The following is a 17071-nucleotide window of genomic DNA, read 5'->3' as shown; positions in this document are numbered from 1 at the left end:
TTGGTTTGGTTTTCGTGCAGCTTAAGGCAGTAGCCCTGGAATCAACCCCGCCACAAAATAGAGGGTCAGGGCGGCGGGGAAGGCGTTGGCCACCAAGCCTAAAGGTGCTTTAGTGATGCCCGCTTTGAGGCCACCAATGCTACGCCAGATCCCCAGTAGGTTAATAAAGGTGGCAACCACAGCCATTAAAATGGCGGCGATAGCTGCCCAGCCGCCGATCCCGCTAAAGGTGGATGCGACCGCTTCGGGGCTTCGTTCAATAAAGGCGTAGGGTGCGAAAGCCACGAAAAAGGCTCCAAGGTACAATGCGGCCGACACAGAGAAATGCCAAAGACCAGACTGGGGGTGTTTCACGAGCGTCTCCAACGAGGTTGTTCTCTCAGTCATAGAAAGCTGAGCAGAGGGTATAAGTTGAGTATAAATGCGTTGACGTAAAAAGAAAAAGCCAGAGTAGGACTCTGGCTTTTACTGAGAGTTCAGTAGCACTTTTTAGGCTTTGCGCAGGCTCACCATCGCAATGGCCACGACAGCCAATACCATGCAGTACCACGCGTTGCTGACGACAACCAGAGGCGACAGCTTGAAGGTGGCACCGGCCAGCAGCGCCTGAGCACCCCAAGGAATCAAACCTTGGTTGATGCAGGAGAAGATATCCAGCATCGAGGCGGCGCGGCGCTTCTTCACTCCGTGACGCTCAGCCAGATCTTTGGCAACGGAGCCGGTGATGATGATGGACACGGTGTTGTTGGCGGTACACAGGTTGGTCGCCGATACGATGCCTGCCATACCCAGCTCTGCGGCGCGAGGTGACTGCTCTTTGTTGCTGAACTTAGCGATCAGAGCGGCGGCGCCGTTAGCCAGCCAGTTCAGACCACCTTGTTGCTTCATTAGAGCCGCTAGGCCACCCACTAGCATCGACAGTAGGAAGATCTCCTGCATACCAGTGAAGCCGGCGTAGATGTCTTTGCCCAGAGCCATGGCGGTGTAATCGCCGGAGAAGATGGCCGTCAGGCCAGCCAGCAGAATGCCCACAGGCAGGACGATGAATACGTTCAGACCAGCCACTGCCAATACCAGAATGGTCAGGTAAGGCAGCACCTTCAGCAGTTCAAAATCTTGAGCTTCAACCGCAGTTTGACCGCTGCCCAGAGCAAAGAACAGCAGGAAGGTCAGCAGCGCCGCGGGAGCCGAGATGCGGATGTTTTCACGGAACTTGTCTTTCATCTCACAGCCCTGAGTACGGGTGGCCGCAATGGTGGTATCAGAGATGATAGACAGGTTGTCACCGAACATGGCTCCGGAGACGACTGCACCGGCCATCAGCGCAGGATCGATGCCTGTTTGCTGACAGATGCCATAGGCCACAGGGGCCAATGCGCCGATGGTGCCCATGGAGGTACCCATTGAGGTGGCGATAAAGCCGGCAATCAGGAAGAAGCCAGGCAGCAGCAGCGAAGCTGGGATCAGGGTGAGACCCAGAGCAACGGTGGCATCCACGCCGCCGGTTGCTTTGGCAACAGCAGCGAAACCACCCGCCAGTAGATAGATAAGACACATGGCGATGATGTTGCTGTCGCCGATGCCTTCAATGAACTGGTTCAGGCTCTTATCGATGGCTTGGCGGGCCAGCACGAATGCCAAAATGATCGCTGGCAGAACCGCAATCACTGGAGACAGTTGGTAGAAGGCGAAATCCGCCCCTTGATTTTGGTGGTAAACCCCAGCACCCACAAAGGTGGCAAGGAACAGCAGCAGCGGCAGCAGCGCAATGGCTGAGCTCTTATTGGTTGGTGTAGTAATGCTCTGTGCTTGACTCATAACTCATCTTCTCGTTGAACGGCGACTTCCCAATTTCTTTTTGTCGACGTCCTGTCGAGCGGTATTGGCAGGCATTGTGTCTGATCCAAATCATGAAGTCAATTTAGACGTCTAGACGTTTTGATGTTTTTACATCTCTGCTTCCATTGCTTTGAATTCGTTACTTTTGAGGGAGGCCCCTTTTTCGGAAAACTGCGTCGCAAAGGTCAACAGCCACGGTGCAACAAGGTACACTTGGGGCAATCTCGTTTTGGAAATTCAGCATGCACGTTCATATTTTAGGAATTTGTGGCACTTTCATGGGCGGCATCGCCCTGTTGGCTCGAAGTTTAGGCCACAAGGTTACCGGCAGTGACGCCGGGGTTTACCCGCCGATGAGTACCCAGCTTGAGCAGCAAGGCATTGAGTTGATTGAAGGCTACGATCCCTCTCAGTTGGAACCGGCCCCAGACATCGTGGTGGTGGGCAACGCCATGAGCCGAGGCAATGAGTGTGTGGAAACCCTGCTTAATGGCCACATCCCCTTTACCAGTGGGCCGCAGTTTCTGGCCGACCATATCCTGAAAGAGCGCTGGGTGCTGGCGGTGTCCGGCACCCACGGCAAGACAACCACCGCCTCGATGTTGGCGTGGCTGCTGGAAGATAACCAACTGGCGCCGGGCTTTCTGATTGGCGGTGTGCCTCAGGAGTTTGGGGTGTCGGCGCGCATTGGCGATACGCCATTTTTCGTGGTGGAAGCCGATGAGTATGACACCGCCTTCTTCGATAAACGCTCCAAGTTTATCCATTACCGCCCAAAGACACTGGTTGCCAACAACCTAGAGTTTGATCACGCCGACATCTTCGACACCATCGACGACATCAAGCGCTCTTTCCATCACCTGCTGAAGATTGTGCCGAATAAGGGGCAGGTGATCTGGCCGGAAAGTGATGCCAATCTGGCAGACGTTGTTGCCAAGGGCTGTTGGTCAGAGCAGCAGAAGCTTGGCCCCAATGACTGGCATGCCAACAAGCTTAAAGCCGACGGCAGCGAGTTTGAGGTCTATTTCGGCCAGAAGTGCTACGGCACCGTGCGCTGGAATCTGATTGGCGATCACAACATCGACAACGCCCTCGCTGCACTGGTGGCTGCCCGCCACGTGGGCGTGCGGCCTGCGGATGCCATCGTGTCTTTAGCCAAGTTCAAGGGCCCCAAGCGTCGAATGGAGCTTCGAGGCGAAGCCGGCGGCGTGCGAGTATTTGACGATTTCGCTCATCACCCCACTGCCATCACCACCTCCCTAAAGGGGATGAAGCACAGCGTTGGTGAAGGGCGAGTGATTGCGGTACTAGAGCCACGCTCCAACACCATGAAACGAGGGGTGCATAAAGATACTTTGGCAGAAGCGATCTCCTTTGCTGATGGTGCGTATCTTTACCAAGGGCCTGATGTGAAATGGAATATTAGCGATTCCATGAACAAGGCAACCATCGCGGTTGTGGTCAGTGACTGTGTTGCTGACATCGTGCAGCAGGTTGCTGCTAAGGCACAATCTGGGGATACCGTGGTGGTGATGAGTAATGGTGGCTTTGACGGCATCCACCAAAAGCTGCTGGATGCACTGGAGAATCGTTAATGCAAAAACGTGATCAATCTATCACTTTGGCGTTTACTGGCGCCTCAGGCGCACCTTATGGTCTGAGGTTATTAGAGTGTCTGTTACAATCCCGCGGCAAGGTATACCTGATGATCTCTGCAGCCGCCCGAGTGGTGTTTGTGCAGGAGCAGACCCTAACCTTGCCAGGTAACCCTAAAGCCTGCGGCGACATGCTCAGAGCCCACTTTGGCGTGGATGAGAGCAAGCTGGAGGTACTTGGAAAAGAGGAGTGGTTTTCACCGGTTGCGTCCGGTTCTGCCGCTCCAAGGCAAATGGTTATCTGCCCCTGCTCAACGGGAACTTTGGCCGCCGTGGCCACCGGAATGAGCAACAACCTCATTGAACGTGCCGCGGATGTGGTGTTGAAAGAGCGTGGCCAACTGCTGTTGGTGCCTCGCGAAACCCCATTCCATGCAGTGCATCTGGAACACATGTTAAAGCTCAGCCAGTTGGGCGCTACCATTATGCCGGCGGCGCCTGGGTTCTATAATCATCCTCAATCCATTGAGGATCTGGTGGACTTTATGGTGGCCCGGATTCTGGATCATCTTGGTATAGAACATCAGCTGTTGCCTCGTTGGGGCTACAGCAACCCTACCCACAAAAATATGAGTAATGATAATGAAGCATGAGCTCAAAGTGATGATCACCGAAGCGGAGATCAACCAGGCGCTGGATAAGATGGCAGAGAAGATCAACCGCGATTACCAAGGTGTAGATAGCCTGTTGGTGGTGGGTCTGCTAAAAGGATCCGTGCTGGTGATGTCTGATCTGGTGCGTCGCCTAGATGGCAATGTCCACCTGGACTTCATGACCGCCTCCTCCTACGGTGCTGGCACCGAGTCCAGCGGTGATGTGAAGATCGTGATGGATCTGGCTCGCTCCATTAATGGTCGTCACGTGCTGATCGTGGAAGACATCATCGATACCGGTCGCACCCTGTCTAAGGTCTGTGCGCTGCTGAAAACCCGTAACCCTGCGTCTCTGGAAGTGGCCTCTTTCTTAGATAAGCCATCTCGCCGTGTGGTCGATGTGCCAGTGAAATACGTGGGCGTTGAGATCCCTGATGAGTTCGTGGTTGGTTATGGCCTGGACTACGACGAAGCCTATCGTCAGCTGCCATACATTGCGACGGTGCTAAACCCGTAATTCGCAATTTGATTTAAAAAAAGCGCCTAAGGGCGCTTTTTTTGTGGGTCTTTATATTTCCCCACAAGTGACTGTATATCGCTGGCGCAGGGCATGAGTTTTTGCTCTCGGCTTAGATAGTCAGCCTTTCTGGAATAGTGCTGAGCAGGCTTTAGCTTGCCGTATCCAACATCGCCGGAATTGTGAGGGAAATCTCGAAATGACCTCGGTATAATGTGCCGATTACGCTCAGGTTTTTAAGCGCCGATTGGCCAACTGAGCTCAGTTTTTGGGAGAACATCATGACCTCGCCAACCTATGCGCTGGACATTCAGGGCCTGCGCAAGACCTATGCCGGCGGCGTAGAAGCCTTGAAAGGCATCGAATTACAAGTGGAGTCCGGTGACTTCTTCGCTCTGCTTGGCCCGAATGGCGCCGGCAAATCCACCACCATCGGCATCATCAGCTCTTTGGTGAATAAAACCTCCGGATCAGTGTCCATCTTTGGCGACAATCTCGACACCCGTTTAGAAGCGGCCAAGCGCCACATTGGCTTGGTGCCGCAGGAGTTTAACTTCAACCAGTTTGAGACCGTGTATCAGATCGTGGTCAATCAAGCTGGTTATTACGGCGTACCAAAATCGCTGGCGGAAGAGCGAGCCAAAATCTACCTGACCCAACTGGAGCTGTGGGAAAAGCGTGACATGGCGGCTCGCACCCTCTCTGGTGGCATGAAGCGCCGCTTGATGATCGCCCGAGCCCTGATGCATGAGCCCAAACTGTTGATTTTGGATGAACCTACCGCTGGAGTCGATATCGAAATTCGCCGCTCCATGTGGGAGTTTCTACGCAAGATTAACCAGCAGGGGGTGACCATCATTTTGACCACCCACTATCTGGAAGAGGCAGAGATGCTGTGTCGTCACATCGGCATCATCGACAAAGGTGAGCTGGTGGAGTGCACCACCATGAAAGCGCTGCTGTCGAAGCTCAATGTGGAAACCTTCATTTTAGATCTGGATGGCTCTCAGCCAGAGATCACCCTTGAGGGCTTTGTTAGCCGCCGCATCGACGATCACACCCTAGAAGTGGATGTAGCCAAAGAGGTTGGTCTCAATGGTTTGTTCGCTCAGTTGAGCCAACAAGGGGTTCAGGTGCTGTCGATGCGCAACAAGGCCAACCGCTTGGAAGAGCTGTTTGTCTCTTTAGTGGAAAATGGCCGTAAGGAGGCCCAAGCATGAGCCATCCATACTTTATCGCCTTTAGCAGTTTGCTGCGTAAAGAGGTTAATCGCTTTACCCGCATCTGGTTGCAAACTCTGGTACCACCGGCGATCACCATGACCCTCTATTTTCTGATTTTCGGTAACCTGGTGGGCTCTCGTATTGGTCAAATGGGGGGCTTCAGCTACATGGAGTTCATTATGCCGGGGCTTATCATGATGTCGGTAATCACCAACTCCTACTCCAACGTCGCCAGCTCGTTTTACAGCGCTAAGTTCCAGCGTAACATCGAAGAGTTGTTGGTGGCGCCGGTGCCTAATGTGCTGATCATCGCCGGTTACGTCGGTGGTGGCATGGCGCGAGGCCTGTGTGTGGGCGCCATTGTCACAGCGGTGGCGATGCTGTTTGTGGATGTGCAGATTCACAACGCCTGGGTGCTGGTGTCGGTGGTGATGCTGTCGTCGATTCTGTTTTCGCTTGCCGGGCTGCTTAATGCCATCTTTGCCAACAGCTTTGATGACATCAGTATCATTCCAACCTTCGTGCTGACGCCGCTGACCTATCTAGGTGGGGTGTTCTACTCCATGAGTCTGTTGCCGGAGTTTTGGCAAGGGGTGTCTAAACTGAACCCCATCGTCTACATGATCAATGCCTTCCGTTACGGCTTCCTAGGTTCCAGTGACATTGGCCTAGGACCGGCGTTCGCGGTGATCATCGGTTTTATCGCCCTGTTCTTTGGTATCGCCTACCACCTCATTAACAAGGGCACCGGATTGCGCCACTAGCCGCAGCCGGTTTGACCGTTCTATTTGATTGAAGGAGCCGTCATGGCTCCTTAGTTTTTTGCAAAATTCTACGTGGTGTAACTATGTTGGAAGCCAACTCCAGAGTGATTCAGTCCAACCAAGATGGGCTGCACGAAAACCTTGATGCCATAGTGAAAAAGCACTTGGCACAGCCGTTTAATAAGCCGTTTCATGACGCTACTTTGGCGGCCTTTTATGAGCTTAGAGAGCGAGTGCAGCAGCTGGGGAAGCCGGTGATCTTTGATTCCTGTTGCGGGGTTGGTGAGAGCAGTGCCAACTTGGCGCTAAGGCACCCTGAAGCCCTCGTGGTGGGGATGGATAAGTCGGCCTATCGTCTAAACAAGCATGATGACAACTACGATAAGGGCGCCGACAATCTGGTGCTGCTGCGGGTGGATCTTAATGATCTGTGGCGTCTGGCGGTGGCCGATGGTTGGCAGCTGTCTCACCACTACTTGCTTTACCCCAACCCATGGCCGAAATCCAGCCACATCAAGCGCCGTTGGCACGGTGCGCCGGTATTCCCTTATCTGCTGATGCTGGGTGGCAAACTGGAGATGCGCTCTAACTGGCCAATCTATCTGCAGGAGTTCGCCCGAGCATTGGAGATCGCTGGCATTGACAGTCAATTTGCTCAGCTTGAGTTTGATGGTACGGATCTGACGCCATTTGAGCGCAAATACCGCTTGAGTGAACAACCTTTGTATCAACTAACTGCGGATTTGCGTGGCGTCGAGTTGCCGTGGCGCTCAGAGTTAGTTTTGCCTGAACCGAAAGGATAAACCAATAGCGAATTTCGCTAATAATTGGTGAAATCACCATGTCCCGGTTTTGCGTTTTTAATTAAAGCCTTTGAAAATAAAGGTAAAAAACTTCTGGCACTGTTTTCGCTTTACTTGTGATTAGTTAACTTAGAATCTCAAGCCCTTGAAAAGGAAGCGATCATGAGCAGAGCAGCACAGAAATGGATGGTTATCGGTGTCGGTATGGGCATTGTGGCGGCCGGCGAGGGCGCATTGATGTTGCTGATGCTCTGAGCGCTCGCCGTTTAGGCTGGCCATTATCGCCCTAGGGTCGTATTTTTCGTTTTCTCCCTTCTTTGCTTCGCCAGAGCAGCCGCTCTGGCCCTTTTTTGTGAACTGCCATTCTCAAACTCACCCCGTTTTGGTTACAGAGTTGTTCTCTTTACTGAATTTATCTGAGATTTTGTCGCCTTGATAAAGGTGGATTTTCAACTGGCCGTATAAGACAGGGTGTTCTCATGAGCTAACCCTCATTGACAGGTCAGTTAACTGGATGAATTCAAAGGAATTGAAGTTGAAGTTGGTCAATTTAGGCATGCTTAGCCTACGTCAAAAGCTCTCTCTGAGCGCTGCTATCCCTCTTATCATGTTGTTTCTTCTAACCTTGGTCGCCATCAATACCTCCTCCAAGCTGGTTGCGGCCGATGCCAAGGTGGAATCGACGCATCAATTGATAGAAGGGGTATTGCAGATTGAGGCTGCTGCCGCTCAGATGGAGGCGGGGATGCGTGGCTTTTTGCTGTCGGGAAAGCCGAGTTTTTTAGCTCCCTATGAACAGGCTAAAGCATTGGTGTTTGAGCAGTTGGCTCAATTAAGCTCTGTAGCACACTCTGGCAGTCAATTGGCGCGGAGCCTTCAGGAGATACAGAGCAGCATTCAGGCTTGGATTGAGCAAGTGGCGCGCCCGTCAATTGTATTGCGGCAAGGAGTCGGCACCACGGCAACCATGGCTGAGGTGGTTAACTTGGTGTCACAGGCTCAAGGCGAACGCCACTTTCAGGCCATCAATCAGCAGGTGTTGGCACTGATCGAGTACGAGCGCCAGCTGATGGAGCAGCAGAAGGAGCAAGCTCACGCGTTGAGCGCTCAAAGTAATCAGGTGTTGGTAGTTGGCGGCGTCAGTGCAGGGCTGCTGACCATTTTGGTCTGTTACGGCGTTTATCGCTCGGTGATGGGGCCGGTTAAGCGCATGGGTTTAGCCATGGAGCAGTTGGCCATTGGCGATCTGACGCAAACGGTTGCCGTGGATACCGATGATGAATTGGGGCAAATGGCCAAACACTATAACCATGCGGTGTTGCAGACTCAGGAGGCGATGCGTTCCATTTTGGCCTTATCCGAGGAGGTGACCGCGGGCACAGAATCCATTGAGCAGCGAAACAGTGCCATGGCCAGCGATCTGCTTCGTCAGGCGGAGCAGGTCAATGAGATTGTGGTCTCCATGGAGCAGATGGTGGCCAGCATCACCGAGGTGGCTCATCAATCGGTGTCAGCCTCTGACAGTGCTAAGCAAGCCGGCGTTATCGCTAATGGCGGCGGCGCGGTGGTGCAAGATACCGTGGAAGGGATGGAGCTTATCCATGCTGCGGTTGCGGCGTCTTCGTCGTCGGTTGCTGAGCTGGGCTCGAGAGGACAGGAGATCGGCAGCGTGATTCAGGTGATCAATAGCATTGCGGAGCAGACTAATCTGCTGGCGTTGAATGCGGCCATTGAGGCGGCACGAGCTGGCCAGGCGGGGCGCGGCTTCTCCGTGGTGGCCGATGAGGTTCGTGCTTTGGCTGAGCGAACCACCGAAGCCACTCGAACCATTGAACAGGTCATCGAGTCCATTCAGTCGGAAACCGGTTTGGCGATGAATCAGATGACCCAAGGATCTGAGCAGGTTCAGCAAGGAGTGAGCTTGGCACGTCAGGCGGGGCATAGTTTGGATGAGATCGTCGAGGGTACCGAAGAGGTGTCATCAATGATCGATTCCATCGCCTCGGCAACTGAGGAGCAATCTCAAGCCAGTCAGGTGATCACTGACAGCGTCGAAGCGGTGTCAAAGGTGTGTGAAATGGCCAAAGAGCAATCTCGCCTTGCGGCGGAGTCGGCCATGGATTTGGCGCAGCGAAGTCAGCAGATGCGAGACAAACTGGTGAACTTCCGCGTGGCCTAAAACGAAAACAGGCACCCTAGGGTGCCTGTTTCACGTACGACACAGAGCCTTAGGCGGCTTGGGTCGGAATTACGTTGGCGGTGCCTTTGATGTCGTTAGACTCGTTCAGGTAAACCAGCTGTGGCTTATGGGCCTTGGCTTCCTCTTCGGTCATGCCGACGTAGGCACAGATGATCACGCGGTCTTTCGGGCTGGCTTTGTGGGCCGCCGCGCCGTTGACGGAGATCATTTTTGAGCCGCGCTCACCACTGATGGCGTAGGTTGCGAAGCGTTCACCGTTATCGATGTTGTAGATCTCGATCTGCTCGTATTCAAGAATGCCGGCAGCATCCAATAGATCCTGATCGATGGCACAGGAGCCTTCATACTCCAGCTCGGCGTGGGTAACGCGAGCTTGGTGCAGTTTCCCCTTCAACATGATTCTTTGCATCTAATTTGTTCCCTGTTACTTCTGGGTGGAGGCCTATCTCACACTCTACTGTTTTACAACAGATTTCTTATGGATTTGGGATCTAAACGCACGTTTACAACCCATTAACTACGGCACTATAGCCAAATCAGGGGTTCAGATCCACCCGCAAATTGTCGATTAGGCGAGCCGGTCCTAATTGAGCCGCTGCCAAAATCACTAGATTTTTATCCTCGGGCTGGGCTTTTTCAAGGCTATCTGCATGACACACATGGAAGTAATCCGGTTCAAAGCCCGCTTGCTCGAGTTTCTGATTGGCCAGTTGTTCAACCTCTTCGGCGTTCATTCCGAACTGCAGCTGTTCTGCGGCCCAATCCAAGGTCAACTTCAGCGCTGGGGCGCGCATCCGCTGCTCTTCATTGAGGTAACCGTTACGGCTACTCAGTGCCAAGCCATCGGCAGCGCGTACGGTATCGATGCCGATTACCTCTACGGGAAGGTTAAGATCGCGAACCATGGCGCGAATAACCGCCAGTTGTTGGTAGTCTTTGCGGCCAAAGATCGCCACGTCGGGACGTACCAAATTGAACAGCTTGCAGACCACCGTTGCCACACCACGGAAGTGGCCAGGACGGCTGGCACCGCAGTACTTGTCTGAGATCCCGGGTACCTCTACAAAGGTTTGATTTTCCAAACCATTGGGGTAGAGCAGCTCAGGTGTTGGGGTGAACAACAGGTCGGCACCCAGCTCAAACAGCGCTTGGCTGTCTTGCTCTAGAGTACGTGGGTAGTTGCTGAGATCTTCACCGGCGCTGAATTGCATCGGGTTGACGAAGATGCTCACCACCACCTTATCGGCGCGCTGTTTGGCCTCTTTGACCAGCAGTAGGTGGCCATCATGCAGGTTACCCATGGTGGGCACAAAAGCGACGCTTAGGCCCTGTTGTTGCCACTGTTTTAATGCTTGATGTAAACGATGACTGTCATGAGTGGTTTGCATCTTCTCTCCCTTATACTGCTACTTGGAGTTAGTTAAATTGGTGTTCTGGTCCAGGGAATTGCCCCTCTTGAACCTCTTCTACGAACTTGGCCGCCGCCGATTCAATACCGCCGGTCAGTTCGATGTAGTTTTTCGAAAACTTGGGTATGTAACCGCTGGTGATCCCCAGTACGTCGTGCATCACCAAAATCTGCGCGTCGGTATCTGGGCCGGCACCGATGCCGATGGTTGGGATGCTCAAGTGTTCGGTGATGTGGCGAGCCAATTGGCTAGGTACGCATTCTAATACTAAGAGGCTAGCACCCGCTGCCTCAAGGGCTTGGGCTTGCTCTAGGATCGCTTGGGCTTGAGCGCTGTCACGGCCTTGAACTTTAAAGCCGCCAAACTGGTGCACCGATTGTGGGGTTAAGCCTAAGTGTGCACATACGGGAATGCCGCGCTCGGTCAGGCCTTTTACGGTGTCCAGTAGCCAGTCGCCGCCTTCCAGTTTCACCATTTGAGCACCCGCTTGCATCAGTGCTGCTGCCGACTCAAACGCTTGCTCTTTAGTGGCATAGCTCATAAAGGGCATATCGGCGATGATAAGCGCTTTGTCAGCTCCTGCTCGAACACAGCGAGTGTGGTAGGCGATCTGCTCTACGGTTACTGGCAGGGTATCGCGGTTTCCTTGCAGTACCATGCCGAGGCTATCGCCAACCAGCATCACTGGAATTCCAGCGCGTTCAAAGGTGGCGGCAAAGCTGGCGTCGTAGGCGGTAAGCGAGGCGAATTTAACGCCTTCCTGTTTCCACTTCTTCAAAGTGGCGGTCGTCACTGCTTTCATTATCAGGCTCACAAAAACTGCGTCTAAAGCGGAGTTTATATTCTAATGCGAGAGCAGTTGCAAATGTACGGCGGCAGTAGAAAGCTAAGGTATTGATCTATAGAAGGCGAGAATCTGCCATCTGATACAGATCTTGAGACGGACATTGTGCCAGTAAGGTGGCGATCTGGCGGCCATCGCTCAATTGATGATTGGGTGCTATCTCAAACAGAGGCAGCAGCACAAAGGCGCGCTCGGCCAAGCCGTAGTGGGGCGTGGTTAAACGTTCGCTGTTGAGTGTTGTACCTTCAATATCGATGATGTCTAAGTCCAGCGTCCTTGGTCCCCAACGCTCATGGCGCTCACGGCCATGCTCAAGCTCAATGGCTTGCAGGCGATCCAGCAGCTCAATTGGGCTGAGTGTGGTATCGATAAGGGCGACGGCGTTGGTGTAGTCGCTTTGCTGCATCGCGGCCATAGGCGGGCTGGTATACAGGGAGGAGCACGCCATTGCTTGAGTGCCAGGCAGAGCCGAAATATCAGCGAAGGCCGCGCGCAGTTGCTCTGGGCCTTCACCGATATTACTGCCAAGGGCGATAACACAGCGCACAGGGGTTACTCGGAACCGCCAGAGGCTTTGTTACTTGGCTTGCGGCGGCGAGGACGGCGACGGCGACGGGCACCACCACCGCCAAGGGCGCGTACCATTTGGCGTCGACCTTGGTCATCGGATTCTACAAATTGAGTCCACCAGCGGCCCAATTCAGCAGCCTCGCCCCCTTCGGCTTCACCGCGAAGCAGCAGGAAGTCGTAGGCGGCGCGGAAGCGTGGGTGCTCGAAGGCGCGGAAGGCTCGGGCACCGGCGCGATTTTCCAGACGTGTCTGCATCTGCCAGATCTCTTGTGCTGGCGTGGTAAAGCGACGCGGCATGGAGATGGTTTTGCTTTGCTGGCTAAGAACTTCACCACAGGCAGCCATCATGGCATCGTAACCGCTGGTACCGCGGCTGGTGCGCTTGTGGATCATCTTCTGTAGCGGGTACCACAGTAGCGCTGCGTACAGAAAGGCTGGAGTAACCGGCTTGTCGGCATTCACCCGTTGATCGGTGTTATGCAGTACCGCTTCGATTAGGGTTTCAACCTTTTTGCCATCTTCCTTGTTTAGCAGGCTGTCCTGCATCGGGAACAGAGGAGCAAACAGATTAAACTCACGCATCATGCGGAAGTTCTCTACCCCTTTGCCGCCCATAAACAGCTTGAGAGACTCTTCAAACAGGCGAGCCGCAGGGATATCGCTGAGCAGGCCTGCCATTTTCGGGATTGGCTTGGCTACGCTTGCATCTAAGGTGAAATCCAGTTTGGTGGCGAAACGAACCGCTCGCAGCATGCGAACAGGATCTTCACTGTAGCGAGTTTGAGGATCGCCAATCAGGCGCAGACGGCGGGCTTCCAGATCATCCATGCCACCGAAGTAGTCGTGGATGCTGAAATCACTGATGTCGTAGTAGAGGCCGTTTACCGTGAAATCGCGTCGCTCTGCATCTTCATCGATGGTGCCGTAGACGTTGTCACGCAGCAGACGACCGCTGTCGTTCTGCTTGGCTTTCTTGCTGTCCTCTTCCACGTGATGGCCACGCAGAGTCGCCACTTCAATGACGTCACGGCCAAACAGGATGTGTGCCAGCCGGAAACGGCGGCCAACCAAGCGGCTGTTGCGGAACAGGCGTTTGACCTGCTCTGGAGTGGCATTGGTGGCAATGTCGAAATCTTTGGGTTGCTGACGCAGTAATAGGTCGCGGACACCGCCGCCAACCAGATAGGCGTCATAGCCAGCTTTGTGCAGTCGATACAGTACTTTTAACGCATTCTCGCTGATGTCCGAGCGGGATACCCCGTGGGATTTGCGGGGATGGATCTGAAGCTGTGGTTCTAACTGGATCGCTTGCTCTCGAGACACAAGTTTTTTCGCCAGCTTGGTCAGTCGCTTAAGAATGGGACACCTCGATAAAATTCAGGTTGTTAAAAGTGGGGCTATTCTGGCGCGCAATCATACCCCATCGCTGTAGAAATGATAAGCGCTTGGAGTTATTGAGGTAGAAGGATTTTGCGCTCAGTCGGAATCTGGCTCAACTCAAAGTTAGTAAGCGCCCACTGCAGCTGCTGTTCTACCTCAGCACCTTGAATAAAGTCTGGCACTGAAAAGCCCAAAAAATCCAGCGCGCGGCTTAGGGTTTGCGCCCTTTGGTCTGCGGCAATGGCGGGGGCGTGATTCTGTTTCGACAGCTTGTTGCCGTCGGCTTGAACCGCCAGCGGCAGATGCAGAAATTGTGGCGCATCCAGTTCCAAGCTTTGGTACAGAGTCAGTTGTCGCACCGTGGTTTCTAAAAGGTCGTTGCCGCGTACCACTTCAGTAATGCCTTGAAACGCATCGTCTACCACGACCGCCAATTGATAGGCATAGAGCCCATCGCGGCGATGGATAATAAAATCTTCCTCTGAAAACTGAGCATCAACGTCGATATGACCTAAGAGCTGATCGCTAAATTCACGGATTCCAATCTGGTTGTTGAGCCTAAGTGCACAGTGCTCAGGGGGCAGCTGGAGTGTTCGGCAGTGGCCGTCGTAGTGACCGCCATTAGCTTTGATTCGTTTGCGCGTGCAGTCGCAGTAATAGGCCAGACCTTGATTAATCAACCACTGTTGGGCGTCATCGTAGGCGTGATGGCGTTGGCTCTGATAGAGCACTTCTGCGTCCCAGGTGAGGCCGTAACGTTCAAGAGTACGAAGAATGTCGTCGGCGGCGCCGGGCATCTCTCTTGGGGGATCGATATCTTCCATGCGCACCAACCAAGCTCCCCCTTGACTGCGCGCACGCAACCAACTGCCAAGGGCAGCAATGAGAGAACCGAAGTGAAGTGGGCCGGATGGGGATGGCGCAAAGCGCCCTATGTATTGACTCATGGGGGGAACTGAACAATCAAAAACGGGAGCGCGATGCTCCCGTTGTTGTTTCTTAGCCAGCCATCTGTTTTTCTTTGATTTCGGCTAGAGTTTTACAATCGATACACTGGTCGGCTGTTGGGCGAGCTTCCAGTCGGCGGATGCCGATTTCGATGCCGCAGGAATCGCAGAAGCCGAAGTCGTCTTCTTCGATCTTAACCAGGGTTTTTTCGATCTTCTTAATCAGCTTGCGCTCACGGTCACGGGTGCGAAGCTCTAAGCTGAACTCCTCCTCTTGGGCTGCTCGGTCAGCTGGATCTGGGAAGTTAGCCGCTTCGTTCTGCATGTGGTTCAGGGTGCGGTCTACTTCTTCACGCAGCATTGTGCGCCAGCCTTCAAGAATCTTCTTAAAGTGCTCCAGCTGCTTGTCATTCATGTACTCCTCGCCCGCGGTTTCGCGGTAAGGTTCTACGTTGGCATAGGCTAGTACACCGATCTTTTTCGCTTTGCCCTCCGGCATCACGCATCTCCTGTATATTCCAAGCGCGAGGTGACCCTCGAAAAATTGGGCGGTATCTATACCAGAAGATCTGCATCTGTGCAAATCTAATTTGGTATTCAAGCCAACTCCCGTTGCTTATTACTCGTATAACACCATTTGCCTGCCCTGAGCAAGCAAATGTCACACTGTGGTAATCACAGGTAATGACTTCATCACATTTATTCCTCTAGGGGAGATCTCTGTGCTCACCGCGTAAAATTCAACCCCTTTTGCTACTGCTTGCTGGCACAGTTCGGCGTACTTAGGATCCAGATGAGCCGCGGGCTTAACCGAGGTGATGCCCGTGTGCTGAACCAAGAATATCAGTGCCGCTCTGTGGCCCTGTTCTACCATCTGCATCAGCTCTCGAATGTGCTTTTGACCACGCACGGTTTTGGTGTCTGGGAAGTAGCCTTGCCCCTGTTGCAACAGGGTGCAGCTTTTCACTTCGACGTAGCAGAGATTATTACGTTCATCACTAAGGAGCAGATCGATTCGGCTGTTCTCTTCTCCGTACTTCACCTCCCGTTGAATGTTGTTAAAACCAGCCAGTGGCGGCAGTAGGTCTTGTTCAATGGCTTCTGCGGCTAGGGTGTTGGCGCTGGCGGTATTGATGCCGATGAAATGGCCCGCCTGGGTTTGGGTGAGCTCCCAACTGTTAGGGTATTTTCGTTTGGGATTGTCTGAGGTGGAGTACCATACGGTATCGCCGGGTTCAGCGCAGCCGGTCATGGCGCCAGTATTGGCGCAGTGGATGGTGATCACCTCACCATTTGCCAACTCAATGTCTGCCAGAAATCGTTTGTAACGCTTTAGTAGCGTGGCCGATTGCAGTGGAGAGGAAAATTCCATGATTAGCCCTGTTGTAAAAATAGTTGGTCGAGGGAGATGGTTTCAATGGGGTGCCCCGGTTGCTGACTCAGGGCGATCATCGCTTTGGCGACTTGAGCCCCAGTGATGGGACGATATTTTGCCAAAGGAGGTAATCGACACATTAGGGGTAATATAGTGGCGGCTAGCCGCTCGCCCAGTCGAAAATCGGTTCGTTCCCCTAATAATAAAGAGGGTTGCACTATGCTGATGCGATTAAATGGCAATTGCTGCACCCGTTGTTCCAGCTCTCCCTTCATCTTTAGATAGGCGGAACGAGACTGGGCATTGGCACCACTGGAGGAAACCAATAGATAGTGGGAAACCCCTTGTTGAGCTGCAATTTCAGCTGCGTGGTACTGATAATCTACATCGACTTTTCTCTGGGCGTCGATGCTGCCTGCTTGTTTTAAGGTGGTGCCCAGTGCGCTGAATAGCAGGTCGCCCTTAAACCATTGACTGCTGCTCTTCAGGTTGTCGAAATCCACCACCTGATTGTCGACCTTAGCGTTGGAGTAACTGACCGGCCGCCGAGTCAGGCTGACTATCTTGTCGATGTCTGTTTGTATCGCCAACTGGCGGACAAGTTCTCTACCAACCACTCCGGTTGCCCCTAAAACAATGGCGGTTTTCCCCATAGTGTTACCCACTTTCCCTAATGAATCCGATGGTGGAGGTCATTATGCCATGCCCATAGAGGGGCGCAATTTGCTCAAAAATGCATCGTTGGCGTCAATTTTGTGATGACTGCGATTCAGATGGGAAACGATTTGAGATCTTCCCTAAAACAAATTTGCTAGTGTGATCAAGTCAAAATTGAACTTTTCACATGATTAAAATTTTGTTTATAACTTCATAATTAATTGGAAATACCTCGTTATCAGTAGGGACTAGCATAGAAAACTGCACTCAGCATGAATAATTTTGATGCGCCGAT

18 protein-coding genes are annotated in these 17071 nt (G+C 53.1%); 7 read left to right on the top strand and 11 right to left on the bottom strand.

Going from position 1 to position 17071, the window contains the following annotated elements:
• Positions 1-21: 21 nt before the first annotated feature.
• Together FCL42_RS06245 and FCL42_RS06240 are read right to left on the bottom strand one after the other, a co-directional pair.
• Positions 22-354: a hypothetical protein gene (locus tag FCL42_RS06245; RefSeq protein WP_136862535.1), complete on the bottom strand. Its 333-nt coding sequence runs from the start codon at positions 352-354 to the stop codon at positions 22-24.
• Between the two features lie 135 nt (positions 355-489).
• Entirely contained in the window at positions 490-1818 is a 1329-nt protein-coding gene (locus tag FCL42_RS06240) for a Na+/H+ antiporter NhaC family protein (protein WP_136862534.1), read from the bottom strand.
• A gap of 263 nt (positions 1819-2081) precedes the next feature.
• Between FCL42_RS06240 and mpl the strand changes: the two genes are divergently transcribed.
• The 7 genes from mpl (at position 2082) to FCL42_RS06205 (ending at position 9573) form a co-directional block, all read left to right on the top strand.
• A complete protein-coding gene (mpl, locus tag FCL42_RS06235; RefSeq protein ID WP_136862533.1) occupies positions 2082-3434 on the top strand; it encodes a UDP-N-acetylmuramate:L-alanyl-gamma-D-glutamyl-meso-diaminopimelate ligase in 1353 nt (450 codons plus the stop codon).
• The gene (locus FCL42_RS06230; protein ID WP_136862532.1) at positions 3434-4087 is read left to right on the top strand and encodes a flavin prenyltransferase UbiX; all 654 of its coding nucleotides are present in this window, start codon (positions 3434-3436) and stop codon (positions 4085-4087) included. The genes mpl and FCL42_RS06230 overlap by 1 nt, the downstream gene beginning before the upstream one ends.
• Complete coding sequence (gene hpt, locus FCL42_RS06225) at positions 4077-4604, top strand: hypoxanthine phosphoribosyltransferase (protein ID WP_136862531.1); 528 nt, start codon at positions 4077-4079, stop codon at positions 4602-4604. Before FCL42_RS06230 ends, hpt begins: the two co-directional genes overlap by 11 nt.
• A 281-nt stretch (positions 4605-4885) precedes the next feature.
• Positions 4886-5824 carry an ABC transporter ATP-binding protein gene (locus FCL42_RS06220; protein WP_136862530.1) on the top strand — a complete coding sequence of 313 codons (939 nt, stop codon included), beginning with the start codon at positions 4886-4888 and terminating at the stop codon, positions 5822-5824.
• Positions 5821-6591 (top strand): ABC transporter permease, encoded by a 771-nt coding sequence (locus FCL42_RS06215; protein WP_136862529.1) that lies wholly within the window; start codon positions 5821-5823, stop codon positions 6589-6591. Before FCL42_RS06220 ends, FCL42_RS06215 begins: the two co-directional genes overlap by 4 nt.
• Positions 6592-6674: 83 nt before the next feature.
• A complete protein-coding gene (trmB, locus tag FCL42_RS06210; RefSeq protein WP_136862528.1) occupies positions 6675-7394 on the top strand; it encodes a tRNA (guanine(46)-N(7))-methyltransferase TrmB in 720 nt (239 codons plus the stop codon).
• A 535-nt stretch (positions 7395-7929) separates the two neighbouring features.
• On the top strand, positions 7930-9573 hold the full coding sequence (locus FCL42_RS06205) for a methyl-accepting chemotaxis protein (RefSeq protein WP_169308306.1): 1644 nt from the start codon (positions 7930-7932) through the stop codon (positions 9571-9573).
• 49 nt (positions 9574-9622) lie between these two features.
• Here FCL42_RS06205 and panD read toward each other — a convergent pair whose 3' ends face one another.
• The 9 genes from panD to FCL42_RS06160 all read right to left on the bottom strand — a co-directional run bounded on the left by panD (position 9623) and on the right by FCL42_RS06160 (position 16772).
• The gene (gene panD / locus FCL42_RS06200) at positions 9623-10003 is read right to left on the bottom strand and encodes an aspartate 1-decarboxylase (protein ID WP_136862526.1); all 381 of its coding nucleotides are present in this window, start codon (positions 10001-10003) and stop codon (positions 9623-9625) included.
• A gap of 127 nt (positions 10004-10130) precedes the next feature.
• The gene (gene panC, locus FCL42_RS06195) at positions 10131-10982 is read right to left on the bottom strand and encodes a pantoate--beta-alanine ligase (protein WP_136862525.1); all 852 of its coding nucleotides are present in this window, start codon (positions 10980-10982) and stop codon (positions 10131-10133) included.
• Between the two features lie 28 nt (positions 10983-11010).
• Positions 11011-11805 carry a 3-methyl-2-oxobutanoate hydroxymethyltransferase gene (gene panB, locus FCL42_RS06190; protein WP_136862524.1) on the bottom strand — a complete coding sequence of 265 codons (795 nt, stop codon included), beginning with the start codon at positions 11803-11805 and terminating at the stop codon, positions 11011-11013.
• Between the two features lie 97 nt (positions 11806-11902).
• Positions 11903-12394, bottom strand: a complete 492-nt coding sequence (gene folK, locus FCL42_RS06185) for a 2-amino-4-hydroxy-6-hydroxymethyldihydropteridine diphosphokinase (protein WP_136862523.1) — start codon at positions 12392-12394, stop codon at positions 11903-11905.
• Between the two features lie 5 nt (positions 12395-12399).
• Positions 12400-13740, bottom strand: coding sequence for a polynucleotide adenylyltransferase PcnB (pcnB, locus tag FCL42_RS06180; RefSeq protein ID WP_229359793.1), 1341 nt, complete (start codon positions 13738-13740; stop codon positions 12400-12402).
• 128 nt (positions 13741-13868) lie between these two features.
• Entirely contained in the window at positions 13869-14744 is an 876-nt protein-coding gene (gene gluQRS / locus FCL42_RS06175; RefSeq protein ID WP_136862521.1) for a tRNA glutamyl-Q(34) synthetase GluQRS, read from the bottom strand.
• Positions 14745-14796: 52 nt separating this feature from the next.
• Positions 14797-15243 (bottom strand): RNA polymerase-binding protein DksA, encoded by a 447-nt coding sequence (dksA, locus tag FCL42_RS06170; protein WP_136862520.1) that lies wholly within the window; start codon positions 15241-15243, stop codon positions 14797-14799.
• 162 nt (positions 15244-15405) lie between these two features.
• Entirely contained in the window at positions 15406-16116 is a 711-nt protein-coding gene (sfsA, locus tag FCL42_RS06165; protein ID WP_136862519.1) for a DNA/RNA nuclease SfsA, read from the bottom strand.
• A 2-nt stretch (positions 16117-16118) separates the two neighbouring features.
• Complete coding sequence (locus FCL42_RS06160) at positions 16119-16772, bottom strand: NAD(P)H-binding protein (protein ID WP_136862518.1); 654 nt, start codon at positions 16770-16772, stop codon at positions 16119-16121.
• Positions 16773-17071 lie beyond the last annotated feature (299 nt).

Source organism: Ferrimonas aestuarii, assembly GCF_005116665.1.
Taxonomy (GTDB): domain Bacteria; phylum Pseudomonadota; class Gammaproteobacteria; order Enterobacterales; family Shewanellaceae; genus Ferrimonas; species Ferrimonas aestuarii.
Note: the sequence above shows the minus strand (reverse complement) of the source record. Positions and strands in the feature narration are given on the sequence as shown.

What these genes read in the sequence shown, in the direction of transcription:
- FCL42_RS06240 (WP_136862534.1), bottom strand. Translation starts at nt 1,818, where the DNA reads ATGAGTCAAGCACAGAGCATTACTACACCAACCAATAAGAGCTCAGCC.
- mpl (WP_136862533.1), top strand. Translation starts at nt 2,082, where the DNA reads ATGCACGTTCATATTTTAGGAATTTGTGGCACTTTCATGGGCGGCATC.
- FCL42_RS06230 (WP_136862532.1), top strand. Translation starts at nt 3,434, where the DNA reads ATGCAAAAACGTGATCAATCTATCACTTTGGCGTTTACTGGCGCCTCA.
- hpt (WP_136862531.1), top strand. Translation starts at nt 4,077, where the DNA reads ATGAAGCATGAGCTCAAAGTGATGATCACCGAAGCGGAGATCAACCAG.
- FCL42_RS06220 (WP_136862530.1), top strand. Translation starts at nt 4,886, where the DNA reads ATGACCTCGCCAACCTATGCGCTGGACATTCAGGGCCTGCGCAAGACC.
- FCL42_RS06215 (WP_136862529.1), top strand. Translation starts at nt 5,821, where the DNA reads ATGAGCCATCCATACTTTATCGCCTTTAGCAGTTTGCTGCGTAAAGAG.
- trmB (WP_136862528.1), top strand. Translation starts at nt 6,675, where the DNA reads ATGTTGGAAGCCAACTCCAGAGTGATTCAGTCCAACCAAGATGGGCTG.
- panD (WP_136862526.1), bottom strand. Translation starts at nt 10,003, where the DNA reads ATGCAAAGAATCATGTTGAAGGGGAAACTGCACCAAGCTCGCGTTACC.
- panC (WP_136862525.1), bottom strand. Translation starts at nt 10,982, where the DNA reads ATGCAAACCACTCATGACAGTCATCGTTTACATCAAGCATTAAAACAG.
- panB (WP_136862524.1), bottom strand. Translation starts at nt 11,805, where the DNA reads ATGAAAGCAGTGACGACCGCCACTTTGAAGAAGTGGAAACAGGAAGGC.
- gluQRS (WP_136862521.1), bottom strand. Translation starts at nt 14,744, where the DNA reads ATGAGTCAATACATAGGGCGCTTTGCGCCATCCCCATCCGGCCCACTT.
- dksA (WP_136862520.1), bottom strand. Translation starts at nt 15,243, where the DNA reads ATGCCGGAGGGCAAAGCGAAAAAGATCGGTGTACTAGCCTATGCCAAC.
- sfsA (WP_136862519.1), bottom strand. Translation starts at nt 16,116, where the DNA reads ATGGAATTTTCCTCTCCACTGCAATCGGCCACGCTACTAAAGCGTTAC.
- FCL42_RS06160 (WP_136862518.1), bottom strand. Translation starts at nt 16,772, where the DNA reads ATGGGGAAAACCGCCATTGTTTTAGGGGCAACCGGAGTGGTTGGTAGA.